Origin of the sequence: Allobosea sp. (assembly GCF_035999205.1) — a bacterium.
In the GTDB taxonomy this organism is placed as follows: domain Bacteria; phylum Pseudomonadota; class Alphaproteobacteria; order Rhizobiales; family Beijerinckiaceae; genus Allobosea.
Map to the genome: position 1 here is coordinate 59,804 of NZ_DASYHA010000024.1, position 21,368 is coordinate 81,171.

Here is a 21,368-nt window from a genome sequence, read left to right on the forward strand (position 1 = left end):
AGCAGACGTCGTGACCGAACTCGTCGCATATTGCCGGTTCCAGGGAGATGCCGCCGAAGCACTGGCGCGGCATCTCGACGCTAAAAGGCAGCACTGGGACGCAGAGGGCTTCCATGTCTGCTGCGAGCGCTCGGAGCGGGAGCTCTGCCTCAGCCTTTCGGGGGCAGGCTGGCGGCGCTTGGCCCTGGCGAAGGCGCGCATAGCCGGCGAGATCCGCCGCCTGCCGGGCTGTGCAACCCTGGCCCTGACCTGGGCCGGCGATGGCGACCCAGAGCGGCTCGGGCATGTGCAGCATTGGCATGTCACGGGCGCGCGCCTCGTGACGCCGCATCTGCGCAGGGTGACCTTCCAGGTGGAGGATGCGGAACTCTACGCTGGCGACCTCCACCATATCCGCCTGCTCCTGCCGCAGCGGCCCGGAGGAGCCTTCGCCTTTCCGCGGCCCTGCCCTGCCGGCCTGCCGGTTTGGCCGGAAGGAGAGCTGATGCCGGTCTTGCGCAACTACACGATCCGCGCGGTCAGGGCGGGCAGCGACGAGGTCGATGTCGACTTCGTCCTGCACGAGCCTGCCGGGCCGGCCACTGCCTGGGCGCGGGATTGCCGCCCGGGCGTTGAGATCGGCGCGCTTGGCCCGATCGGACGGCCGGTGAGCCATGCGCCGCGGCGGATTCTCGCCGGTGACGAGACCGCCCTGCCGACCATCCTGCGCCAGATCGAGGAATGCCCGGCCGGCGAGCGGATCGACGCTTATGTCGAACTCGTCGACGATGCGGAACGCCAGAACGTGACCCTGCCTCAGGGGTGCCGGCTGTATTGGCTCCACCGCGGCGAGCTCGTCGATGCGCTGCGGCAGCTCGGGCGCGAGCAGAACGATGTAACCCTTGCCTATGCCGGCACGGAGTTTTCGACCTCCCGGCAGCTGAGCTTGGCATTCGGCAAGGATCTCGGGCTTCCCAGCACCCGCTTTCGGTCCGTTGCCTATTGGCGCATGCAAGGCGCGAGGGCTGCATGATCGCCAACGGGACATTGGACATTGCCAAGGAGGCCGTCTTCGACCTCCAGGGGGCGGGCTTCGACCTCGGCAGCCGCACCTTGCTGCGGCCGCTCGACCTCGCGCTGGCGCCGGGGCGTTGCTACGGTCTGATTGGCCCCAACGGCTCGGGTAAGAGCACGCTGGTCAAGCTGCTGGCGCGCCAGCTCACCCCGACCCGCGGCGAAATCCGCTTTCGCGGGCAGGCGCTGGCACAATGGGGCGCGCGTCCCTTCGCCCGTGAGCTCGGCTATCTGCCTCAGTTGACGCCTGCGACCGACGGTATGCTGGTGGAAGAGCTGGTCGCGCTCGGCCGCTATCCCTGGCACGGGCCGCTCGGCCGCTTCGCTCCTCGCGATCGTGCCAAGGTGGCGGAAGCGATGGCCCTGACGCAGGTCGACGTCTTCAAGGGGCGGCCGGTCGACAGCCTCTCCGGCGGCGAGCGGCAGCGCGTCTGGCTCGCCATGCTGCTGGCCCAGGATGCCGGCTGTCTCCTGCTCGATGAGCCGACATCGGCGCTCGACATCGCCCATCAGAACGAAGTTCTGGCGGTTGTCCGCGAGATGACGGTGAACCGGGCCATGACGACGCTCGTCGTGCTCCACGACGTCAACATGGCCGCGCGCTATTGCGACGAGATCATAGCGCTCGGCCAAGGGTCGGTGGTGGCGCGCGGCAAGCCCAGCGAGATCATGACCCCGGGCCGCCTCGAACAGATCTATGGCGTGCGCATGGGCGTGACCTGCCCGGACGGGAACGGTCGAGCGATCGGATACGTCCTGTGACGCAGTCCCTCGTCTCCCGACGCGGGTTGATCGCTCTTGCCGCGGCGGGGCTGATCAGCCGTCCGGCGCGTGCAGTGGAGTTCTCGGCCGCTGCGATCGACTGGGCGATGCTGGAGACCGCCCTGGCGCTCGACATTCGCGTCGTCGCAGGCGCCGAACTGCTGCTCTACCGCAAATTCGTCAGCGAGCCGGATCTGCCGTCCGGTATTGCCGATCTCGGCCTGCGCGGCAGCATCAATTTCGAGGTGCTGCGCCACACTGCGCCGAGCCTCATCCTCAGCTCGCCCTGGTATACGCGCCTCGAGCCCAATCTGAGCCGGATCGCGCCGGTGCTCTCGATGCGCATTCACGAGCGAGGGCGCGACCCCTACGGGGCCGCCGAGGCGGTAGCCAGCGAGCTCGGGCGTCGCTTTGGCCGGGAGGCTGCCGCCGAAGCGCTGATCGGCTCGACACGGGATGAGCTCGCTGCGACGGCCGGTCGGCTCGCGGCCGCGCAACAGCCGCCGCTGTTCGTCATCTCGATCGGGGACCCGCGCCACTTCCGCGTCTTCGGGGCCGACAGCATGGTCGGGACCGTGCTGAAACGCCTGGGGCTCGCGAATGCCTGGGCACGCCAGACCAGCTACAGCGCGCAGGCGCCTATCGACATCGTGACACTGGCCGACAATCCCGACGCCGCGATCGCGATCCTCGCGCCGGTGCCGGACGACGCAAGGCGGATCCTGCCGGAGAGCGCGATCTGGCGAAACCTGCCGGCCGTTCGCGCCGGCCGGGTGATGCTGCTCGATCCGGTCAATCATTTCGGCGGATTGCCCGCAGCCCGGCGGCTCGGGCGTCTGATCGGCTTGGCTTTGACGACGGGAGCGCCGGGCATTGGTTGACGCGTTGCGGCACCGCCGACTCCTGATCGGTGGCCTGGGTCTCGTCGCGCTCAGCCTGGCGTTGAGCCTCCATGCGCTGTTCATCGGCCTCGGCCCGCGCGGCCTCGCCGTCCTGACCGAACCCCAGCCGGCTGACGGCCTCAGGCGGATCATCGTGCTTCATGCCCTGCTGCCACGGGTCGCGGTCGCCTTGATCGCCGGTGCCGCGCTCGGCCTCGCCGGAGCGCTGCTGCAAAGGGTCCTGCGCAATCCAATCGCCGACGCCTCCACGCTCGGAATCTCGGCCGGCGCCCAGCTCGCATTGGTCGCGGCTACCGCCTTCCTGCCCCAGCTCAGCGGCCTCGGCCGCGAGACGATCGCCCTCGCCGGCGGTCTCGCGGCGGTTTCATTCGTGCTCGCGCTCGGCTGGCGGCGCGGCTTCGAGCCGACGACGCTCGCGCTCGCAGGCCTGCTGGTCGGGCTGGTCTGCGCGTCGGCGGGGGCGGCGATCGTCCTGTTCTCAGGACAGTACCTGACCTCGATGTTCCTCTGGGGTGGCGGTTCGCTTGCCCAGCAGAGCTGGGAGCCGGCCGAGGCGCTGGCGCTCCGGCTCGCGGTCTGCGCCGGGCTCGCTGCCCTTCTGCAGCGGCCGCTGGAGGTGCTGGCGCTCGGCGATGCCGGCGCGCGGAATCTCGGCCTATCGGTCCGCGGCGTCCGTTTCGCCATCGTGCTCGTCGCCGTGGCGCTGGCGGGTTCGGTAGTGTCGCAGGTCGGAATCATCGCCTTCGTCGGCCTGGCTGCGCCCAATGTCGCCCGCATGCTCGGCGCGCGCCGGCCGGCTTCCCTGCTGCTGGCATCGCCGCTGATCGGGGCGCTGCTGCTCGGCCTCACCGATGGCCTCGTCCAGGCCGCCAATGCCGCCAGCGGTGTCGGCATGCCGACCGGTGCGGTCGCCGCCCTGCTCGGCGGACCATTCCTGCTGTTCCTGCTGCCGCGGCTGCCGGTCTATACCATGCCCCCACAGGAGAGCGGTCCGGAACTCGGCAGCGCTTCGCGCCGGCCTTGGCGCCGCATCGGGCTGATTGCGGCGGCGCTCGCAGCGGTCACCTTGCTCGCTCTGTTTGTTGGCCGAGATCCGGACGGCCCTGCCCTCGCCATCGGGGCCGCCTTCGGAGAGCTGCTGCCCTGGCGCTGGCCGCGTCTCCTGGCGGCGATGGCGGCCGGCGCGATGCTGGCAGCTGCGGGCACGACGATCCAGCGACTCACCGGCAATCCGCTGGCGAGCCCGGAAGTCCTCGGCATCAGCAGCGCGGCCGGGCTTGGGCTCGCTTTGACCATCGTGCTGGTTCCGGGGGCATCCTGGTGGCAACAGGGCCTTGCCTGCGCCGCGGGCGCGGCGCTCGGCCTGCTGCTCCTGCTCGTGATCGCGCGCCATTTCGCGCTGGCGGCGAACCGCATGCTGCTCGGCGGAATCGCGCTGGCTGCCTTGTCCGGGGCAATCGTGACCATCATCCTGGCGCGCGGCGGGCTCGAAGCCTTCGCGATCCTCGCCTGGCTCACCGGTTCGACGCAGCAGGTGACGCCGGAGCTCGCAGTGGCCGCAGCTGCGACGGCGGCCGTTCTGCTGTCGCCATTGCCGCTGTTCGCGCGCTGGCTCCAGATCCTGCCGCTCGGCGACGCGACCTCGGCAGGCCTCGGCATCGCGATCAGACCCGCCAAGACCTGGCTCGTCATCTCGGCCTCCCTGCTGACCGGGGCTGCGACGCTGATCGTCGGCCCGGTCAGCTTCGTTGGCCTGATGGCGCCGCATCTGGCACGCATGCTCGGCCTGCGTGGCGCCGGGGTTCATCTTGCCGGAGCGGTGCTGGTCGGCGCGCTGCTGCTGGCCTTGGCGGACTGGCTGTCGCGGCTGGTGTTCTTTCCCTACCAGATGCCGGTCGGGCTCTTCGCCTCGCTGATCGGAACGCCGTATCTGGTGTGGGCGCTGCTCCGGACCAGACGCTAACGACCCTGGATTCCAGGCGCGATCGGCGTCCCGCCACCAGCCCAGCGATCAGGGGCCGACGAGTTGGCCGCCATCGACCACGATAGACTGGCCGGTGACCCAGCTGGCCTTGTCGGAAGCGAGGAAGAGCGCGACCTCGGCGACCTCCTCGGGCTTGCCCATCCGGCCGAAGGGGATCGTTGCCAGCGTGGCCTGATAGAGGTCGGGGTTCGACGTCTTCCGATCCTCCCAGGTGCCGCCTGGAAACTCGATCGAACCGGGGGCGACGCAATTCACCCGGATGCCCTTCCGCGACAGCATCTTCGCCTGGCTCGCCGTGTAGTGCATCACCGCCGCCTTGACGGCCCCGTAGGGCGCGGCGCGCGACGAGGCGCGCAGTGCGGAAATCGACGAGATATTGACGATCGACGAACCAGGTTTCATGTGCGGGATCGCAGCATGGCTGCCGCGAACGACGGCCATCACGTCCACTCTGAGCGAGACCGCCCAGCCCTCCTCGTCATCCGAGTGGCCAAAGCCGGAGGCGTTGTTGACGAGGACGTCGAGCCCTCCGAGGGCCTTCACCGCCTCGGGCACATAGGCCGCAATCGCAGCCGCGTCGGCGAGGTCGACGCTGGCCGCGTGAGCCGTCACGCCGAGCGCCTTGATGTCCCGGCGGGTCGCCTCGAGCGGCCCTGCTCCCCGAGCACAGATCGAAACGGACGCGCCGCCCGCCGCGAAGGCGAGCGCAATCGAGCGTCCGATGCCGCGGCTTCCGCCCATCACGATCACGCGCTTGCCGGTGAATTGCTGGGTCATGGGGCAGTTCCTTCCCGTTTGTAAGCCGTCGCTCCTATAGCGCGATTCTCGGGGCGGAGATGGCCGTCGGTCTACCTCGACGGACAACATGCGGATTGGCCGTCAGCCTTCATCGGCGCAGACCCGACGCTGCATGCGTCCCGATCGGCAGGTGCTGAGGCGCAGCAGCCTTCCCCGGTCTCAGGCGTCGCCCTGCAAACCCCCGTCTCCGGGAGCACGAGCCTGACGTCGTCCGCCTCCTCCATGTCTCCCGCAATCGCCGCGACGACCGAGCGAACTTGCTCAAACCCCGTCAGCATCAGGAATGTCGGCGCGCGCCCATAGCTCTTGATCCCGGCGGTGTAGAACCCGGGCTCGTGGTGAGAGAGCTCGCGATGGCCGTGCGGCGGCACCGAACCACAGGAATGCAGGTTCGGGTCGATCATCGGCCCGAGCAGGCGGGTGCTCTCCAGCCAGGGATCGAGCTCGACCCGCAATTCGCGCGTCAGCGAGAGATCGGGCCGCTGGCCCGTGCAGGCGATGACGCGGTCGACCGGACCGATCGTGCGGCCCCCTTCGGCAGTCTCGCCGTTGAGAAGGAGGCGCCCGTCCTCTTCCCGGATGCCGGACAAGGCAAAACCACTCACCAGGGCGATGGAGCCCGTCTCCACCTCACGGCGCAAGCGCTGGCCGAGATCGCCGCGGGCGGCGAGCTGATCGCTGGCTCCGCCGCCGTAGACACGCGAGAGGTCGCGGCCGCGCGTGGCCCAGATCGCCTTGGTTCCCGGCTGGTCCTTCGCAAGCCCTTCGAGTTCGAGCAGCACGTTCGCGGCCGAGTGCCCGGCGCCGAGCACGAGCGTGGTGCGTCCGGCATAGTCACCCCGATCGGATCCGCGCACGTCCGGGATGCCGTAGGCGATCCTGTCGGCCAGCGCCTCCTCGCCATCGGCGGGAACGCCGCCGGCTCCTGCCGGGTTCGGCGTGGTCCATGTACCGGAGGCATCGATCACCGCACGGGCGAGGATGCGCCGCGTGCTCCCGTCCTGGCCGCGGATGACGAGCTGGAACGGGTGCAGCGCCCGATCCCGGCCGACCACCTTGTCGATGCCGCGGCGCCCGATCGCCACGACCCGGCTGCCGAGCTCGATGATGCGCGCCAGTTCCGGCGTCTCCGCGAGGGGCGCGAGGTAGCGCGCAACGAACTCGTTCCCGGTCGGATGCTCCTGCGCGTTCGGCTCCTGCCATCCCGCCTTTTCGAGCAGAGCACGACTGGCGGAGTCGATGTTGAATTCCCAGGGCGAGAACAGCCTGACATGACCCCAGTTGCGAATGTTGGCGCCGACGCCCTCCCCGGCCTCGTAGACCCTCACGGAAACGCGGCGGGCTATGAGGTTCGCGGCGGCGGCGAGCCCGACGGGGCCCGCTCCGATGACGACGACGGGCAATGTCTGCATGCTGGCCTCCACTCCTGCCGGTCTCGTAAAATTACACCCAAGAAAAGGCGACTCCGGCGGCCCGGAAGCCGTCTATTCCTATTCCGCTGCCTGAACTGACCGTTCGACCTGGCCGCGCTCGTACCACCCCTTCGAGCGGTTCACGATCCAGACGACGGTCAGCATGACCGGCACCTCGATCAGCACGCCGACGACCGTCGCGAGCGCCGCGCCGGAGTGGAAGCCGAACAGGCTGATCGCGGCCGCGACGGCGAGCTCGAAAAAGTTCGAGGCGCCGATCAGGGCCGACGGGCCGGCGACGCAATGCTGCTCGCCGGCGATGCGGTTCAGAGGATAGGCCAGCCCGGCGTTGAGGTAGACCTGGATCAGGATCGGCACCGCCAGCAGCGCAATGACGATCGGCTGGGCGAGGATCTGCTCCCCCTGGAACCCGAAGAGCAGCACGAGCGTGGTGAGCAGCGCGACGAGCGAGGCGGGCCCCAGACGCGCGAGCAGCTTGTCGAGCGCGACCTGCCCGCCCGTCGCCAGGACATGGCTGCGGACGAGCTGCGCGACGATCACCGGAAGGACGATGTAGAGGATCACGGACAGAACCAGCGTTCCCCATGGCACGGTTATCGCCGACAGCCCGAGCAGCAGGGCGACGATCGGGGCGAAGGCCACGACCATGATCGCATCGTTCAGCGCGACCTGGCTCAGTGTGAAATGCGGCTCGCCCCTGGTCAGGTTCGACCAGACGAAGACCATGGCGGTGCAGGGCGCGGCCGCAAGGATGATGAGGCCCGCGATGTAGCTATCGATTTGGTCGGCGGGCAGCCAGGGCCGGAATAGCCAGGCGATGAAGAACCAGCCGAGCGCCGCCATCGAGAAGGGCTTCACTGCCCAGTTGATGAAGAGCGTGACGCCGATTCCGCGCCAGTGCCTTCCGATCTGGCCGAGCGCCGCGAAGTCGATCCTCAGCAGCATTGGAATGACCATCAGCCAGATCAGCACCGCGACGGGAAGGTTGACCTTGGCGATCTCGGCGGTGCCGATGAGCTGGAACACGCCCGGCAAGGCATGCCCCAGCGCGATCCCGACGACAATGCTCAGAGCGACCCAGACCGTGAGGTAGCGTTCGAAGGTGGACATGACGACCTCAGGCGAGAGCGGCAGAGCGGCCCGAGGCATCGACGACCAGTTCGCCGTCCTCCGGGCGAAGCTCGCCCCGCTGCGGTGGCAGCAGTGCCAGCAAGGCCTCCGAGGGGCGGCACAGGCCTACGCCCAGGGGCATGCCCGCGTTGCGGATCAGACCGAGCGTGTTCCGGGACGTTCCGCAGGTCGGGTTGTGGTAGATGACGACGTCCATCATGCCCCTTCCGGGCGCTGTTCGCTCGAGCCCTCAAGGCCGCCGATCTGGTGCAGGCGACTCGCCAGCGCCATCTCGTCAAGGCTGGCGAGGGGCAGCGACAGCAGGACGTTGATCCGGTTGCGCAGGTAGCGCAGCGCCGTCACGAAGGCCCGTTCGCGTTCGATGTCGCTGCCTTCGACCCTGGACGGGTCCTCTATCCCCCAATGGGCGTGATCGGCTGTCCCGGCCAAAAAGGACAGGCCTCGCCCGCGGCCTCGTCGCAGACCGTGATCACGAGGTCCATGGCGGGAGCGCCCGGCTTCGCGAAGACGTCCCAAGTCTTCGATGCCAGCCCGTCGGTCGGGATGCCCTCGGCCTGCAACACCTTGAGTGTCATGGGGTTGGGCCCGGGTCCGCCCTCGCTTCCGGCGGAGAAGGCCCGAAAGCGCCCCTCGCCCAGATGGTTCAGCAAGGCCTCGGCCAAGATCGAGCGAGCGGAATTGTGCGTGCAGAGGAACAGCACATTGTGGATGCGGTCAGCCATCATTTTAAACCCTCGGTGAGGAGCAGGGGCTGAGTTCGGCCAGCAGGGGGGCGCAAATCTCCGAACGCCCGCCGCAGCAATCCTTGAGGAGGAAGGCGAGGACCGCACGCAGGGCGTCGAGGTCGGCTCTGTAGACGATAGAACGGCTGAAGCGCTCCGATCGGACCAGCCCTGCCCGGCTGAGAATGTTCAGATGGGAGGACATCGTGTTGTGCGGAACCTCGAGGCGCCGAGCGACCTCGCCGGCAGGCAGCCCCTCCGGCTCCGCGCTCACCAACAGGCGGAAGACATCGAGACGGGTGCTCTGCGCCAGTGCGGCCAGGGCGAGGATCACATTCTCTTTTTCCATATGTCGAGATATATCGACATATTAAACCGACGACAAGGCGAGAATTTGCGGTACCTCGTTCGTGACGGCTGAACGCGACAGCGTATCGCTCGCTGGCCAGCGGCCGCAGCACGGCGCCAGTTTCCCCGGGTCCGCAGCCTCGCTTCAAGCCCTTCGCTTTCGCGGCCAGCAATATGCTTCACAGCTGATAGATGCTGACGCTCGACTCCGGCTGTGCGCTCTCCGCCGATGCGAGCAGGTTGCGGGAATTGTTGTTGGCCGGACGCAGCAGCAATGCGTGATTCATGCCCCAGATCGCCGCCTGCGTACGGTTCTGCACCCGGATCTTACGAAGTATTGCCTTGACGTGAGCCTTCACCGTCGCTTCGGCAATGCCGATCTTGCGTGCGATGCTCTTGTTGGAATCGCCGTCGACCAGGCAACACAGGATGCCGGTTTCTCGCGGCGACAGCAGCGATGTGGCGGCGGTCTCCGGCGGGGCGGATGGAAAGGCCTTTTCCGGTTCGCCGGAGACGGGCTTCGGTCGACGATGGATCTTCGCGGAGGGCGCCAATGACGGAAACGCCGGCGGGAAGAGGGTTTCGCCCAGCATCACCAGCTCGATCGACTTGACGAAGGCATCGCAGGAGTTGGCATTGACGAGGTAACCGGTCGCGCCGGCCTTGAATGCCGAGGCTGGCTCGGTCGGTCCGTAGTGATCGGCGACCACGGCGATGTGCGCATCCGGATACTGATCGCGGACCTGCTCGATTTCTCCGACGACGAGGTCGAATTCGTCATTGGTGTAGACGAACAGAAACAGGTTCTTCTGCGATCGAAGCCGGCCTCCCAGTTGGTCAGCGCCTGAGACAGAGGCGATAACACGGAAATTCTGCTCTTGAAGGACGCGATAAATACCCTCTCGCATCAATGAATATTTTCCAATAATGACAATTCCGAACGACTTGTTCTCCAACATTTGACTCTCCCTCCCAACAGGGAAACGCAATCAAATTTGGCCGCACTCCCGGAAAGTCAAACCCCTACGCAACACTATCATGAGATTTATTGTCGGGAGATCTTGACCTAAATCAATATCCATCAATCGGTATATTTCAATGAAATTCATGCTATTTAGCATCTAGGCGGCACGCTATTAAATTCGATCAGCAATATCTTTCAACTCACTATTTCTTGATGACGCATCGGCAATCAGATTCCATCTGGCATCCCCGCTTCGAACGAAGAGATCGATGGTGTATCGTGAAGCATAAAATTCAATCATGCAGGCTGTCATCTAAATAGTCAATTTTCGTTCGGATTGAATTCAATCGATCAACTTTGGTTCTCTAAATTCTGTTAGCAATCCTTTCAGTCTTTGCTTCGCCCACAATCCGTTATTAGCCGGATCGATCCTAGATCGGGCTCCCCACAGCGATCAGTTCAAATATTAGCGAAATTTCGAAATGCCGGCAAGAAATTTAGGGACTCTTTAACCAGCGCGGCGCCTTGGCCCACTTCTCGCGATACCAAGGGGTCGATCGATTTGGCGAACGAGGCGAACAGCTGCGCGCGTGCGTCGAAGCATCGAATCCGGCGGCATCACCCCTTTGACGGCGCGCGCATCCCTCGGAGCATGTAATGCAACCGGACGCGTTTACTCAACGTTTGCACGGTCTCCTTGGGATTCAAAATCAGATCGAGGCATTTCTTGGCGATTCCGACCGACAACTTCCGTCCATCGAAGCTATATCCGAGGTCGTGCAGCCGCCCGGCATGGTAGTCCCAGAATTTCCGGTCCTTGAACTTGAACGCGGCCGTCGACAGATAGGCATAGTACTGGTTCAGGAGCTGTTCGATGCGCATCTCGCGCTCCTTCTTGGTCAGATACCAGCCTCCGTACTCCTGACAGTCGCTGATCTCCGCCGAAATATACGCATTCTTTTCCAGGGATGCCGCGGTGGCCGTCTGGCGATGGATCCGCTCATGCGCCAGGACCTGATGCACGAAGCCAAAGTCGTCGTAGCGCAAGTGCTTCAGACAGGCGCTGGTATCGGCCTCGTGTGTCGCATTCGGAAAGAATTCGTCTGACTTTCTGATGAGGTCCGAGCGATACATGACCGAGGAGGGATTGCCCAAGACGTTGAGAATTCCAAGCAGATGAGAGCGGCAGACATCATGCCCTGGAACGACGGTTTGCCTGTAGGAAAGGCCGACGTTGCGGACATACCAGATGCCGGCCCCGCCGCTGAGCTGATACGCGCCGACGATGCCGACGGACGGGTTGGCTTCGGCGAGGTCGGCCATCTTCTCGAGGCATTCCGGATAGATCCAGTCGTCAGCCGAAACGACTTTGCAATATTTGCTGTTCTCCGCAATCAGGCGGAAGGCCCTGTTGTGATTTGCGATGATCGGCAGCAACGTCTCGTTGCTCACGACACGAACGCGGCTGTCCTTCCGGGCATATTCTTCCGCGATATCGAGCGTTCCGTCCGTGCTGGCGTTGTTGACGATGATGTATTCCCAATTGGCGTAGGTCTGGGCCAGGACGCTTTCGATGCATTCGCGCAGGAAATCCTCACCATTGTAGACCGGCGTCACAACGCTGATCAGCGGAGCATTCCTGCTTGGAGCATTCCTGGCTGGAGCATTCTTGGCTTTCATCGCAGCCCCCATCTCGAGAGTGTGGGTTGAGCCGTTCGGCGGAAAGGTCTTCGTTCGGCAATGCGTATGCTTCGTGGCCAGATCAGCTCGGCAAGCGGCGGCGCAAAGGTGGCGGGAAGCCGCAACCCGGCACCAGTCTTCCCGCGGACCGGGATCGATCGGCGAGTTCCAGGCAACGCCTGACCGATGTCGAGCTCGTCGATCATCCCGAATGCACCCGCCGCTTCGCCTGGAACGCCGCAGGCTTCGACAGGACGGCCTCCGCCGCCGCCTCGCCGCTCTTGAAGCTCTCGTCGGTCCATAGATAGCCCCAGTCGCCATAGCGACCGCAGTAGGAGATCCCGATATCGTCAAGATAACCGTGAACCGTCTTGAGTGCGGCGGCACGGTCGAGATCGAATATGATGTTGGCGTAGGGCAGATACATAGCCGTGCGGAACACGACCCGATCGCTGTCTCGGAGCAGCCCGCAGCGGCGCAGGTCGTCGATCACGGGCTGGATCCAGTCCTCGGGCTTGCCCGAGAACGGCCTGTACTTGTCGGAGAAATAGACTTCGGCCTGGATGCTTCCCATGCCTTTCGGGGCGTTGGCGTCACAGAGCATGTGCGGGAAGCCGAGGCGGGTGAAGCAGATATCCTCGTCGTAGAAATACGTCATGTGCGCGCTGGAGATGTCCTCGCGATCGACGCCGATATTGACCAGCACGCAAGACGAACAGGCGAGACGGCGCGAGGCCTCGAGAACGTCCGCCGGCACGCCCTTGATCATGCGGATGAGATCCGGCAGCGGAACCGACGAGATCAGTTCGTCGTAGCGGGTGCGGACGCCGTTCGAGAAGGCGAGTTCGTTGATCCCGGGATCGACCGAGACGAGCTCGTGATTCAGCTTGATGTTACCGAGCGGCACGAACCTGTGCAGATAGGACACGAAGCCGCCCTGCGTCGGATAGCGGAAATGGGTGATGTAGTGGATGTTCGGCGACGAGGCCGAGATCGCGCCGCGGAGCACTTCCTCGAGGGTCGGCCGGTAGATGCGCGGCCCGAGCCAGTCGGTGCTCATGTTCTCGGCTGTCGTGAGGTGGTATTTGCGCGTGTACTGCTTCGGGAAAAGCTCGGCGAAGGTCGGCCCGAAGCTGGCGAGCAGCCAGTCATTGTAGTTGTTGATCGGTCCGTCGGGCTTCTGCCGCTCTTCGACGAAGTCGGCGATCACTTTGACGACCACGTCTTCCGGCAGGCCATGCAGGTGCAGCTGGACGGGATGTTGCGGCCAGTAGCCGCGCCAGTAGTTGTTCAGGCTGATCTGGATGGTTTCGTAGCGTTGGTCGACGTTGTCCGCGAGCAGCTCCTGGATGCGCTCATCCTTCGTGAAGGAGATGTGCGGCCCGATATCGAAGACGAAACCGGGCTCGTGACGGAACGACATCGTATGGCCGCCATAGTACGCATTCTTGTCGTACATGACGGGCGTGATGCCCTCCTGCCCCAGGCGGTGTGCAGCACCGAAGCCAGCCATTCCCGTTCCAAGCACGACGACATTCGGCATGTGCAGGCGTTCCTTCTGCTAGCGAGGCGCTACGGGGTTCATCCTTCGGCAATCGGGAGAAGAGGCGTCGGAGCGGCCGCCGGCGACCTGATTTCCGCGCCGTTGCGCTCGGCATGGTCCTGGAGCAGGTACTCGTAACGCTCGATCTGGCGGCGCGTCAGGGATTGGAGATCGGCCCCGGCCTGGAATGCGTGGTACCATTCGACAATCCAGGCGAGGCTTTGGTCCAGTTGAAGAACCGGGTGCCAGTCGAGGCTCGCCCTCGCCTTGGACGTGTCGAGGCGCAGCAACTGCGCTTCGGCGGGATGGGCGGCCCCGTCACGCGTCCATGAGGCGCCCTCGCCCCACAGCGTCACGAGCTTGTCGGCGATCCAGGACACCGGTCTCGCATCCGTCTCCGCCGGGCCGAAGTTCCAGCCCGATGCGAAGCGCTGGCCGTCCTCGGCGAGCCTCTCGCACAGCAGCAGATAGCCATGCAGGGGCATCAGGGCGAACTGCCAGGGCCGGATCGCCGAAGGACTGCGAATGCGGCACGGGCGCCGGCCCAGAAATGCACGGATGAGATCCGGGATAAGCTGGTTGGCCGTCCAGTCGCCGCCTCCGATGGCATTGCCCGCGCGCGCGCTCGCTAGCGCGACACCGTGCCGGGACAGCCCATCCGGTGGGAAGTAGGAATCGCGATAGGCGCTGGTGACCAGCTCGGCGCATCCCTTGGAGTTGGAGTACGGGTCGTGCCCGCCCATCGCGTCATGCTCGCGATAGCCCCAGACCCACTCCCGGTTCTCGTAGCATTTGTCGCTGGTGACGTTGACCACGACGCAGGGGCGTCCGAGCTGACGGATGGCCTCGAGCAGGTGGACCGTCCCCATGACGTTCGTGGCATAGGTCTCAACCGGCTCCTCGTAGCCGTGGCGAACCACGGACTGGGCGGCCATGTGGATGATGACGTCGGGCTTGCAGGTCGCCATCGTCGATTTCAGATGCTCGAAATCGCGAATGTCGCCACGGATCGAGCGAAGGCATTCGCCCACCCTCGCCTGCTCGAACAGATTGGGTTCGGATGGCGGGTCCAGCGCATAGCCCGTGACATCGGCGCCCAGAGCCTCCAGCCACAAGGCGAGCCAGCTGCCCTTGAAGCCGGTGTGTCCGGTGACGAACACCTTGCGGTTTTGCCAGAAGGAGCGATTCAGCATGGCCGACCTAGTCCTGCGTCGATGAGATTTGCCGGCTGTCCCTGGTGTCCATTCCGCTGCATGGCCCTGCCCCTGCAGCGTATCGCCATGTCACGAAGCCGCCTCGGCCAGCACGCGCTGTCGTGGAGCGCTCGCCTCCTGCATCGGCCAGCGCCGCTGCTGTTCGCGCCACAGAGCCTCCGCCTGACTGCCTGCCGGCATGGTGACGTCGTCGAAAGTGATGACGTCGTCCTTGAATTTGTCTCGTAGCAGAATGCAGCCCTCAGAGAGGCCGATCGGCAGGGCATCGGCCGCGCGGGCCTCCGTCGCATTCTCGATCAGGCCGTAGGCGCAGAAGCCGCCGATGCCATCGAGGCGCTCGCCCGCCTTGAGATCGCGCTTGGCGACCGTGACCACCTCGCAGACGGGTCCTGCCAACGGCGCCACGGTCGCGTCGTGTTGAATGACGGCCCGCCCGATCGTCGAGGCGATCTGCAGATGAGGCAGATGGAACGGCGTGTAGAAGACGTAGAACGGCCCGTCGCCCATCTTGTAGTAGGCCAGTTGGGCCTGCTTCAGCGGCTCGGTCTCATGGACGACGACGAATGCGCCGGTGTGCGGCGCTGCGCCGAGTGCATAGTCGACGAGCCCGGATTCGAGCATGGCCGCCGGCGGCAGGCGCTCCGCGATCTCACGGACCTCCTTGCAGGCCGGTCCGTACATGCCGCGGCGGCCCGCGCGAAAGCCGGTCGCGTTCGCGAGCACCGTGGTTTCCATCGAGAGTTTCGTCGCATCGGCAAAGGAGGTGACCTTCCGGGCATCCTGACCGTTCTTTTCGGCGAAGGCCCGCTGGGTATCGGGGTTTCGATAGTAGTCCACCATGCCCTTGATGTTGCCGGCGGCGACGGGGCGCAGGCCGAGCGTCCGCAGATAGCGCAGGAGCGTCATGGCGACGCCGGGCTCATCGCCATCGGTATTGGTCAGGACCACGCCGGCCTGGCGGGCTCGCTCGTTCAGGATCGGGCCGATCAGCGAGTCGAGCTCGGCATTGACCATCACCACATGCTTGCGATGCGCGATCGCGTCGAGAACGACCATGGTGCCGGCCTCGACCGTCCCGGTGACCTCGAGGATGATGTCGATCGCTTCGCAAGCGGTCAGAACGGCCGGATCATCCGTCAGGACCGGTGCCCCGCGCGCAATGGCCTGCTCGGCCTCCCGGGCCGTGGAGGTGCGGCTCCAGCCATGGATGCCCGCCTCCCGTAAGGCTCGCTCCGCATTCTCGACGGTCCGGTTGGCGATGGCGACGAGCTGCATGCCCGGCACCGGCGTGCCGAGCTGGAGCGCAATCGCGCGGCCGGTGGCACCGGCGCCGACCATTCCCACGCGGATCGGGCGTCCCTCAGTCTCGCGCTCGCGCAATACGGTATCAACGGCCATGGCATGTTCCCTTCCGATAGCACCAGCGGATGCGATCATGACGTCAGGCACGCGGCTGACGTGATTTGGCTCGGCAGGCGCGTGGCCGGCGGCCAATTGCGATCCTGCTCGGAGACTTCGGTCACGGCCAAAGGCCAGATGATGCCGAATGCCGGATCGTCGAAGCGCACGCCCCTGACGGCTTCCGGGGTGTAGAACGCCGAGGTCATGTAGTGCATCTCGGTGTCGGAGGTGAGCGTCTGGTATCCGTGCGCGCACCCCTCGGGGAGGTAGAGCATGCGGCCGTTGTCGCCGCTCAGCTCCACGCCGTACCACGCGCCGTAGCTGGGCGATTCCGGCCGTAGGTCCAGCACGACGTCGAACATCGCTCCCTGTGTGCAGCGCACCAGCTTGGCCTCGCTGGCCGGCGCTGCCTGGAAGTGCATGCCGCGGACCGTGCCGCGCCGTGTACTGAAACCGAGATTTGCCTGGACGGGCTCGAACGTGATGCCCTGGTCGGCGAACTCCTTGAGGCACCAGGCGCGCATGAAGCGACCTCGTGAATCGGTATGCTGAACCGGGTCGATTACCATCGCCCCTTCGATGCTGGTCGTCGCGAACTTCATGCCCGCCCCCCGGAGTGCCTGGCCTCCACTGGGTTAATGCCGGGCGCACCGACCTGTTCCGGCGCCGGAGCCGCGCCCGCGCATCGGGCTGGCGCGATGGCTCAGGCGGATTTGGCAGCGCGGAAGAGGTCGAGATAGAGCGCCTTCTCGCCGGCGATGAGCAGCAGGGCAGCGACATAGGCCGCGCCGAACGAGCCGACATCCAGCGCGAGGCGCAGCACCGGCGACAGTGTCGGCGGAAGCAATGTGTGAACCCAAAGCGCGGCGGCCGCCGCGACCATGCTCGCGGCCAGCGGGCTCGCCAGCGCTCCGACGACCTCGCGGACGCGGATTCCGGTGCCGTGAAGCGCCCAGAGCGTAGCCGGGATCACCCTGACGACCATTACGGTGGAATAGGCTATCGCGACGCCGTGTGGTCCGTGAGGAAGCCCGATGAGGACGCCTGCGATCATGAGGCAAACGGAGCACAAGCCCATGTAGACGCCGCGTCTGACCAGGCCGAGCGCTGTGAGCAGCCAGCCCAGCGGGTTGTTGATCGCAAACACCAGGATCGTCGGAGCGAGTATCCTGAAGATCTCGACCGCACCGATCCATTTCGGACCCAGGGCCACGACGATGAGATCGTCCGCGAACAAGGCACACACGACCGTCAGAGGCAGGGTCAACGCCACCACCAGCGCATAGGCCTTGAGGAAGTAGCGTCGGAAGCGTGCGGGATCGTCCTTCGTGCGCGAGAGCGCGGCGAAGGCGATCTCGCCGAAGGTCGTGTTGAGGTTCTCGGTCGGGAAGTTGATGAGATAAAAGCTTCGGCTGTAGAGGCCGGTCGCTTCCGTGCCCCATACGCGGCCAAGCAGGAGCTTGTCGATGCTGATCGTGATGTAGAACAGGAAGCCGTTCAGCATCGTCCCGCCGCCGAACTGCAGCATGGACGGGACCCTGGCCGCGATCTGTGGCCGGCCCGGAAGCCAGCCCGTCGCCAGCCACAGGCCGATCGTCGTGGCCAGCGGCAGGGAGATGGTCATCGAGACGATCGCCCAATACTCGTAGCCGTGCATGGCCATGCCGATCGACACGGCAGTCGCGATCAGTAGCGCCGCGATCTCGATCGTCGCCAGGATGCCGAACGCCATGCGCCGCTGCAGCAAGACGTTGTGCTGGACGCCCGCGGCAGTGATGACGAAGGAGAGCGCCGTCACCTGCGTGATCGCAATCAGGCGTGGCTCACGATAGAATGCGCTGACCATCGGCGCGGCCGCGAAGACGATGAGCGCGAGCGCAGCACCGAACGTCAGGTTCAGCCAGAACAGCGACGTCGACTCCCGTTCGCTCAGCTCGTCGCGCTGGATCGCGGCCTGGAACAGGCCGAAGCAGCCGAACATGTTGAGCACGCCCGTGAAGGCCGCGACCATGGTGACCAGCCCATAATCCTCGGGGGTCAGCAATCGCGCCATGATCATGATCGACAGGGTGCGGATGATGAAGCCCAGCCCGCGCGCTCCGATGTTGAAGATGCCGGCACGAACGGTCTTGCGCTTCAAGTCATGCATGTCGTCCTCGATTGCCGGTTCAGAGCATCAGCTTGCGAGCGTAGAAGGCCTCGGCATAGCCACTGGGCGCGTTGCATTCCATGCCACGCAGCCGCATCAGGGCCATGAAGGTCGAACGGTCGAACCATGGCTTGTTGCTTTGGGACTTGAAGGTATCGAGGATCAGATCGACCTTCTTCTCGCAGACGTCGTCCGAAAGGGCATTGAAGACACTCGGTTGGCCGAGATCGCCGTCATATTTCGGGATCTCGTATTCGAGGATCAGGTGGCTGCGAAACGTGTTCCATGTCAGCTCGGCGATGAGCCGGTGATCCTGATGTGAATCGTGCCGGTTGTGCGTGAAGATGATGTCCGGCTGCACCTCGCGCTTGAGGTCCTCGAAGACGTTCTTGATGTCGGCTCCGAGGAACGGCATGTAACCATCTTGAAAATCCTTCAGAATGACCCGTTTCATGCGTGCGGGGTCGACGAACTGCCGCGCCCCGCTTTCGGCCTCCGATACGCGTACGCCCTTTGCGCTGAAGACGACCCAATGGAACACGGCGTCCGGGCGCTCGGCTGCAATCTGCAGCACGGTTCCGCCGCAGCCGATCTCGATGTCGTCGGAATGGCAGCCGAGACACAGGATCTGCAGCGGCGACCGGCCGTCGCCATCCGGCTTCAGGCGAAGCATGGTCACGCCACCTGGGTCATCGTGGGAGCCACCTTCGGCATTGCGCGATAGGACAACGTGGCGGCGCAGTCCTTCCAGACCTTCCAGGGCGGATTGGTGTCGTGGAGCTCCTCGAGGCGCTGCTTGTCCTTGAAGGTGTCCATGCACTGCCAGAAGCCGGTGCATTTATGCGCCAGGAGGGCCTGCTGCCGGATCAGCCGCTCGAAAGGCTCGCGGACCAATTCGTCGCCGGGATTGATGTAGTCGAAGATCTCGTTCCGGAAGACGAAGAAGCCGCCATTGATCCAGATGTCGGAATGGCTCAACGCCGCGACTTCGGCGATCTTGCCATCAGGCGTCGTCCGGACGATGTCGAAGCTCGCGGTCGGCTGCACCAGCAGCAGCGAGCCGATGGCGTTGCTCCGCTGGAACTCCTCGATCATCGTCGGAAGGTGCAGGTCGCTGAGACCGTCACCGTAGTTGGCCAGGAAGAACTCGTCGCCCTGCAGATAGGGCTCGACGGCCTTGAGCCGTTCTCCGATCGTGGCGTGCAGCCCGGTTTCCACGAAGGTGATCGTCCAGTCGTCACTGTCGCGGTTGACGAAGTCGATCTTCCGGCCGCCTTGCGACCAGACGAAGTCGTTCGAAATCGACTCGTCGTATTTCAGGAAGTAATCCTTGATGGCGCAGCCCTTATGGCCCAGGCAGAGAATGAAATCCCTGTGGCCGAAATGGGCGTAGTACTTCATCAGGTGCCACAGGATGGGGCGCGACCCGATCGGGACCATCGGCTTCGGGACATCGTCGACATATCCGCGCAGCCGCATGCCAGCGCCACCGCAAAAGAGAACGACCTTCATGATACTCTCCTTTCCGCACTTGCCGTGGCCGGGGGCCGGGATTCATCTGTCTCAGGAGGCCGATCGCGCTCTCGTCGCCGCAGGACGCTCCGATCGATAACGTTTCATCGCCGTGTCATCGGCCATGTTCAGCACCGTTCCGATGAATTTGTACCGGGCCTGGCCGGCGGACTCGAATGCCTGGCGCACGAGCTCGGATTGGGTCGTGGCCCATTTCACGACAAGCAGGAAGGCATCCAGCGAGGGGGCGGCAGCGCGCACCTGCGGGCCCGCGACGAGCGACGGCATGTCGACGATGACGAGGTCGTACGAGACCGCCGCGGTGCTGGTCATATCGTCGAGCCAGCCGCGGCGCATCAGGCGAGCGGCGCCGCCGGAGGGTTCGTCCAGCGGCAGGACATGCAGCGCGGGCTGGATCTCGACGATGCCGTCGCGCGCGGCGGCTGGCGGCTCGCACAGGGCGCGCGCAGCAAGCGCCGCCCAGCGCGAGACGGCGGGGTTCTCCGGCACAGCATCGACCAGGAGGACTTGCTTACCAGATTCCGCGGCCGCCATCGCCAGGCCGATCGCGAGGGTCGTGGCGCCCTCGCCTGCTACGACCGAGGTCACGCCGATCGTCCGTGCTCCGCCGTGCGAAACCTCTTGCAGCATGGCAGCGGCACGTCGCAGCACCGGGTTCTGCGATGCGAGCAACCGTCGTGCGGCACTGTCCTCGGGTCCGATGCCGAGGCCTGGGAAGCGTGGCACGACGCCCAGGCACTCGAGTCCGAGCGCGTATTCCATCTGGTGGGCGTTGCGGATGGTGTCGTCGACCATGTCGAGCAGGAGAGCGATGGCGGCGCCGGCGCTCAGGCCAAGCAATGCGGCGATAGCGAGGATCGCGGCTGCCGGCGGTCCATTCGCCTTGATCGGCGGCTCGGCTTCGGAAACCACCTGAGCGCTGGGGCCCAGATTCTGATGAATCTCGCGCAGCGTCGATGCCCTGGAGGAAGCTGCGTCGAAGGCCCGCGCGCGCTCCTGAAGGTAGATCTGGATCAGGCTGTTGACGATGCGGGCGGCCTTGTCGGGGTTCGACGCCTCGAAGCTCACTGTGACGATGTGGCTCGTTCCGAGTTGGCGAACCTCGAGCTTGCGGTTCATGGCGCGCAGCGCGGCGCGAAACGCGCGAGCTTCGGCCTTGGCGGTGGCGGAGGCATCCGCGCTCTCGCCACTCACGAGGCCAGAAGGCTCCTGGAGATCGCTGATGAACTCCGGATCCTTCGTCAGTTGCAGGGCGTCGACGACCTTGCCCAGCACATAGCCGGAGCGCAGCAGCTCGATCTGGTTCTGAACCATCGCGAGATCGGCACGCCCCGGCAGGATCGCCTGCTCGGAGCCCGTCAGAATCTGCCTGATGTAGATCAGCAGCTGGCCTGATGCTGTGTATGTCACCGGGCGCAAGGCGACGAAGAGTGCGGCGATGGTCACGCATGCGAGCATGCCCATACTCAGCAGCCACTTGCGCCTCCGGAGGCTTTCCAGGCCGAAGGCCGGCTGCGGCCGCGCATGGACCCGGCGATCGAACCTCTCCGTGCCGGGGGTGAGCTGCGGGTGGCCTATCGTGTCCAGCATGGCTTTCCATCAAAAAATGGGCTCCCGTCTCCGGTGCCCGGCTCGATAGACGCGGCAGTCAGGAGGGGGTCTTGCCGGCGCGGTCGCGACCTGGTCGTTCCAGTCCGCTGGCGCCTGCCCTCGCCTCCTCCGTCCTCCGTTCGCAGTGGCATTCACAGAAC

19 protein-coding genes and 1 pseudogene are annotated in these 21,368 nt (G+C 65.2%); 4 read left to right on the top strand and 16 right to left on the bottom strand.

Annotated elements, in window-relative coordinates; translation table 11 throughout:
- The first annotated feature begins 10 nt into the window (after positions 1-10).
- The 4 genes from VGN82_RS12970 to fhuB are packed head-to-tail and all read left to right on the top strand — an operon-like array spanning position 11 to position 4,680.
- Positions 11-1,012: a siderophore-interacting protein gene (locus VGN82_RS12970; RefSeq protein WP_327527443.1), complete on the top strand. Its 1,002-nt coding sequence runs from the start codon at positions 11-13 to the stop codon at positions 1,010-1,012.
- Positions 1,009-1,815, top strand: coding sequence for an ABC transporter ATP-binding protein (locus VGN82_RS12975; protein WP_327527444.1), 807 nt, complete (start codon positions 1,009-1,011; stop codon positions 1,813-1,815). Before VGN82_RS12970 ends, VGN82_RS12975 begins: the two co-directional genes overlap by 4 nt.
- Positions 1,812-2,696, top strand: coding sequence for an ABC transporter substrate-binding protein (locus VGN82_RS12980; protein ID WP_327527445.1), 885 nt, complete (start codon positions 1,812-1,814; stop codon positions 2,694-2,696). Before VGN82_RS12975 ends, VGN82_RS12980 begins: the two co-directional genes overlap by 4 nt.
- On the top strand, positions 2,689-4,680 hold the full coding sequence (gene fhuB / locus VGN82_RS12985; protein WP_327527446.1) for a Fe(3+)-hydroxamate ABC transporter permease FhuB: 1,992 nt from the start codon (positions 2,689-2,691) through the stop codon (positions 4,678-4,680). The genes VGN82_RS12980 and fhuB overlap by 8 nt, the downstream gene beginning before the upstream one ends.
- 48 nt (positions 4,681-4,728) lie before the next feature.
- On the opposite strand, the gene VGN82_RS12990 is transcribed toward fhuB, so the two are convergent.
- From VGN82_RS12990 to VGN82_RS13065, 16 genes and pseudogenes are all read right to left on the bottom strand, one after another.
- Positions 4,729-5,478, bottom strand: a complete 750-nt coding sequence (locus VGN82_RS12990) for an SDR family NAD(P)-dependent oxidoreductase (RefSeq protein ID WP_327527447.1) — start codon at positions 5,476-5,478, stop codon at positions 4,729-4,731.
- 71 nt (positions 5,479-5,549) lie between these two features.
- Positions 5,550-6,911 carry an NAD(P)-binding domain-containing protein gene (locus tag VGN82_RS12995; RefSeq protein WP_327527448.1) on the bottom strand — a complete coding sequence of 454 codons (1,362 nt, stop codon included), beginning with the start codon at positions 6,909-6,911 and terminating at the stop codon, positions 5,550-5,552.
- 78 nt (positions 6,912-6,989) lie between these two features.
- Positions 6,990-8,042: an ACR3 family arsenite efflux transporter gene (gene arsB / locus VGN82_RS13000; protein ID WP_327527449.1), complete on the bottom strand. Its 1,053-nt coding sequence runs from the start codon at positions 8,040-8,042 to the stop codon at positions 6,990-6,992.
- 7 nt (positions 8,043-8,049) lie between these two features.
- On the bottom strand, positions 8,050-8,259 hold the full coding sequence (locus VGN82_RS13005; RefSeq protein WP_327527903.1) for a thioredoxin domain-containing protein: 210 nt from the start codon (positions 8,257-8,259) through the stop codon (positions 8,050-8,052).
- Positions 8,259-8,785, bottom strand: a pseudogene (locus VGN82_RS13010) (arsenate reductase ArsC). Before VGN82_RS13010 ends, VGN82_RS13005 begins: the two are co-directional and overlap by 1 nt.
- A 4-nt stretch (positions 8,786-8,789) precedes the next feature.
- A complete protein-coding gene (locus tag VGN82_RS13015; RefSeq protein ID WP_327527450.1) occupies positions 8,790-9,134 on the bottom strand; it encodes an ArsR/SmtB family transcription factor in 345 nt (114 codons plus the stop codon).
- Between the two features lie 178 nt (positions 9,135-9,312).
- The gene (locus tag VGN82_RS13020; RefSeq protein WP_327527451.1) at positions 9,313-10,092 is read right to left on the bottom strand and encodes a response regulator transcription factor; all 780 of its coding nucleotides are present in this window, start codon (positions 10,090-10,092) and stop codon (positions 9,313-9,315) included.
- 623 nt (positions 10,093-10,715) lie between these two features.
- On the bottom strand, positions 10,716-11,777 hold the full coding sequence (locus tag VGN82_RS13025; protein WP_327527452.1) for a glycosyltransferase family 2 protein: 1,062 nt from the start codon (positions 11,775-11,777) through the stop codon (positions 10,716-10,718).
- Positions 11,778-11,979: 202 nt separating this feature from the next.
- Positions 11,980-13,320, bottom strand: coding sequence for a protoporphyrinogen/coproporphyrinogen oxidase (locus VGN82_RS13030; protein WP_327527453.1), 1,341 nt, complete (start codon positions 13,318-13,320; stop codon positions 11,980-11,982).
- Between the two features lie 38 nt (positions 13,321-13,358).
- A complete protein-coding gene (gene rfbG / locus VGN82_RS13035) occupies positions 13,359-14,513 on the bottom strand; it encodes a CDP-glucose 4,6-dehydratase (protein WP_327527454.1) in 1,155 nt (384 codons plus the stop codon).
- Between the two features lie 90 nt (positions 14,514-14,603).
- Positions 14,604-15,932, bottom strand: coding sequence for an NAD(P)H-dependent oxidoreductase (locus tag VGN82_RS13040; RefSeq protein ID WP_327527455.1), 1,329 nt, complete (start codon positions 15,930-15,932; stop codon positions 14,604-14,606).
- Positions 15,933-15,967: 35 nt separating this feature from the next.
- Positions 15,968-16,537, bottom strand: coding sequence for a dTDP-4-dehydrorhamnose 3,5-epimerase (gene rfbC / locus VGN82_RS13045; RefSeq protein WP_327527456.1), 570 nt, complete (start codon positions 16,535-16,537; stop codon positions 15,968-15,970).
- A 101-nt stretch (positions 16,538-16,638) separates the two neighbouring features.
- Positions 16,639-18,084 (bottom strand): lipopolysaccharide biosynthesis protein, encoded by a 1,446-nt coding sequence (locus tag VGN82_RS13050; protein ID WP_327527457.1) that lies wholly within the window; start codon positions 18,082-18,084, stop codon positions 16,639-16,641.
- 19 nt (positions 18,085-18,103) lie between these two features.
- On the bottom strand, positions 18,104-18,757 hold the full coding sequence (locus VGN82_RS13055; protein WP_327527904.1) for a PIG-L deacetylase family protein: 654 nt from the start codon (positions 18,755-18,757) through the stop codon (positions 18,104-18,106).
- 2 nt (positions 18,758-18,759) lie between these two features.
- Complete coding sequence (locus VGN82_RS13060; protein WP_327527458.1) at positions 18,760-19,596, bottom strand: sugar phosphate nucleotidyltransferase; 837 nt, start codon at positions 19,594-19,596, stop codon at positions 18,760-18,762.
- Between the two features lie 51 nt (positions 19,597-19,647).
- The gene (locus VGN82_RS13065; RefSeq protein WP_327527459.1) at positions 19,648-21,207 is read right to left on the bottom strand and encodes a cellulose synthase operon protein YhjQ/BcsQ; all 1,560 of its coding nucleotides are present in this window, start codon (positions 21,205-21,207) and stop codon (positions 19,648-19,650) included.
- Positions 21,208-21,368: the final 161 nt, after the last annotated feature.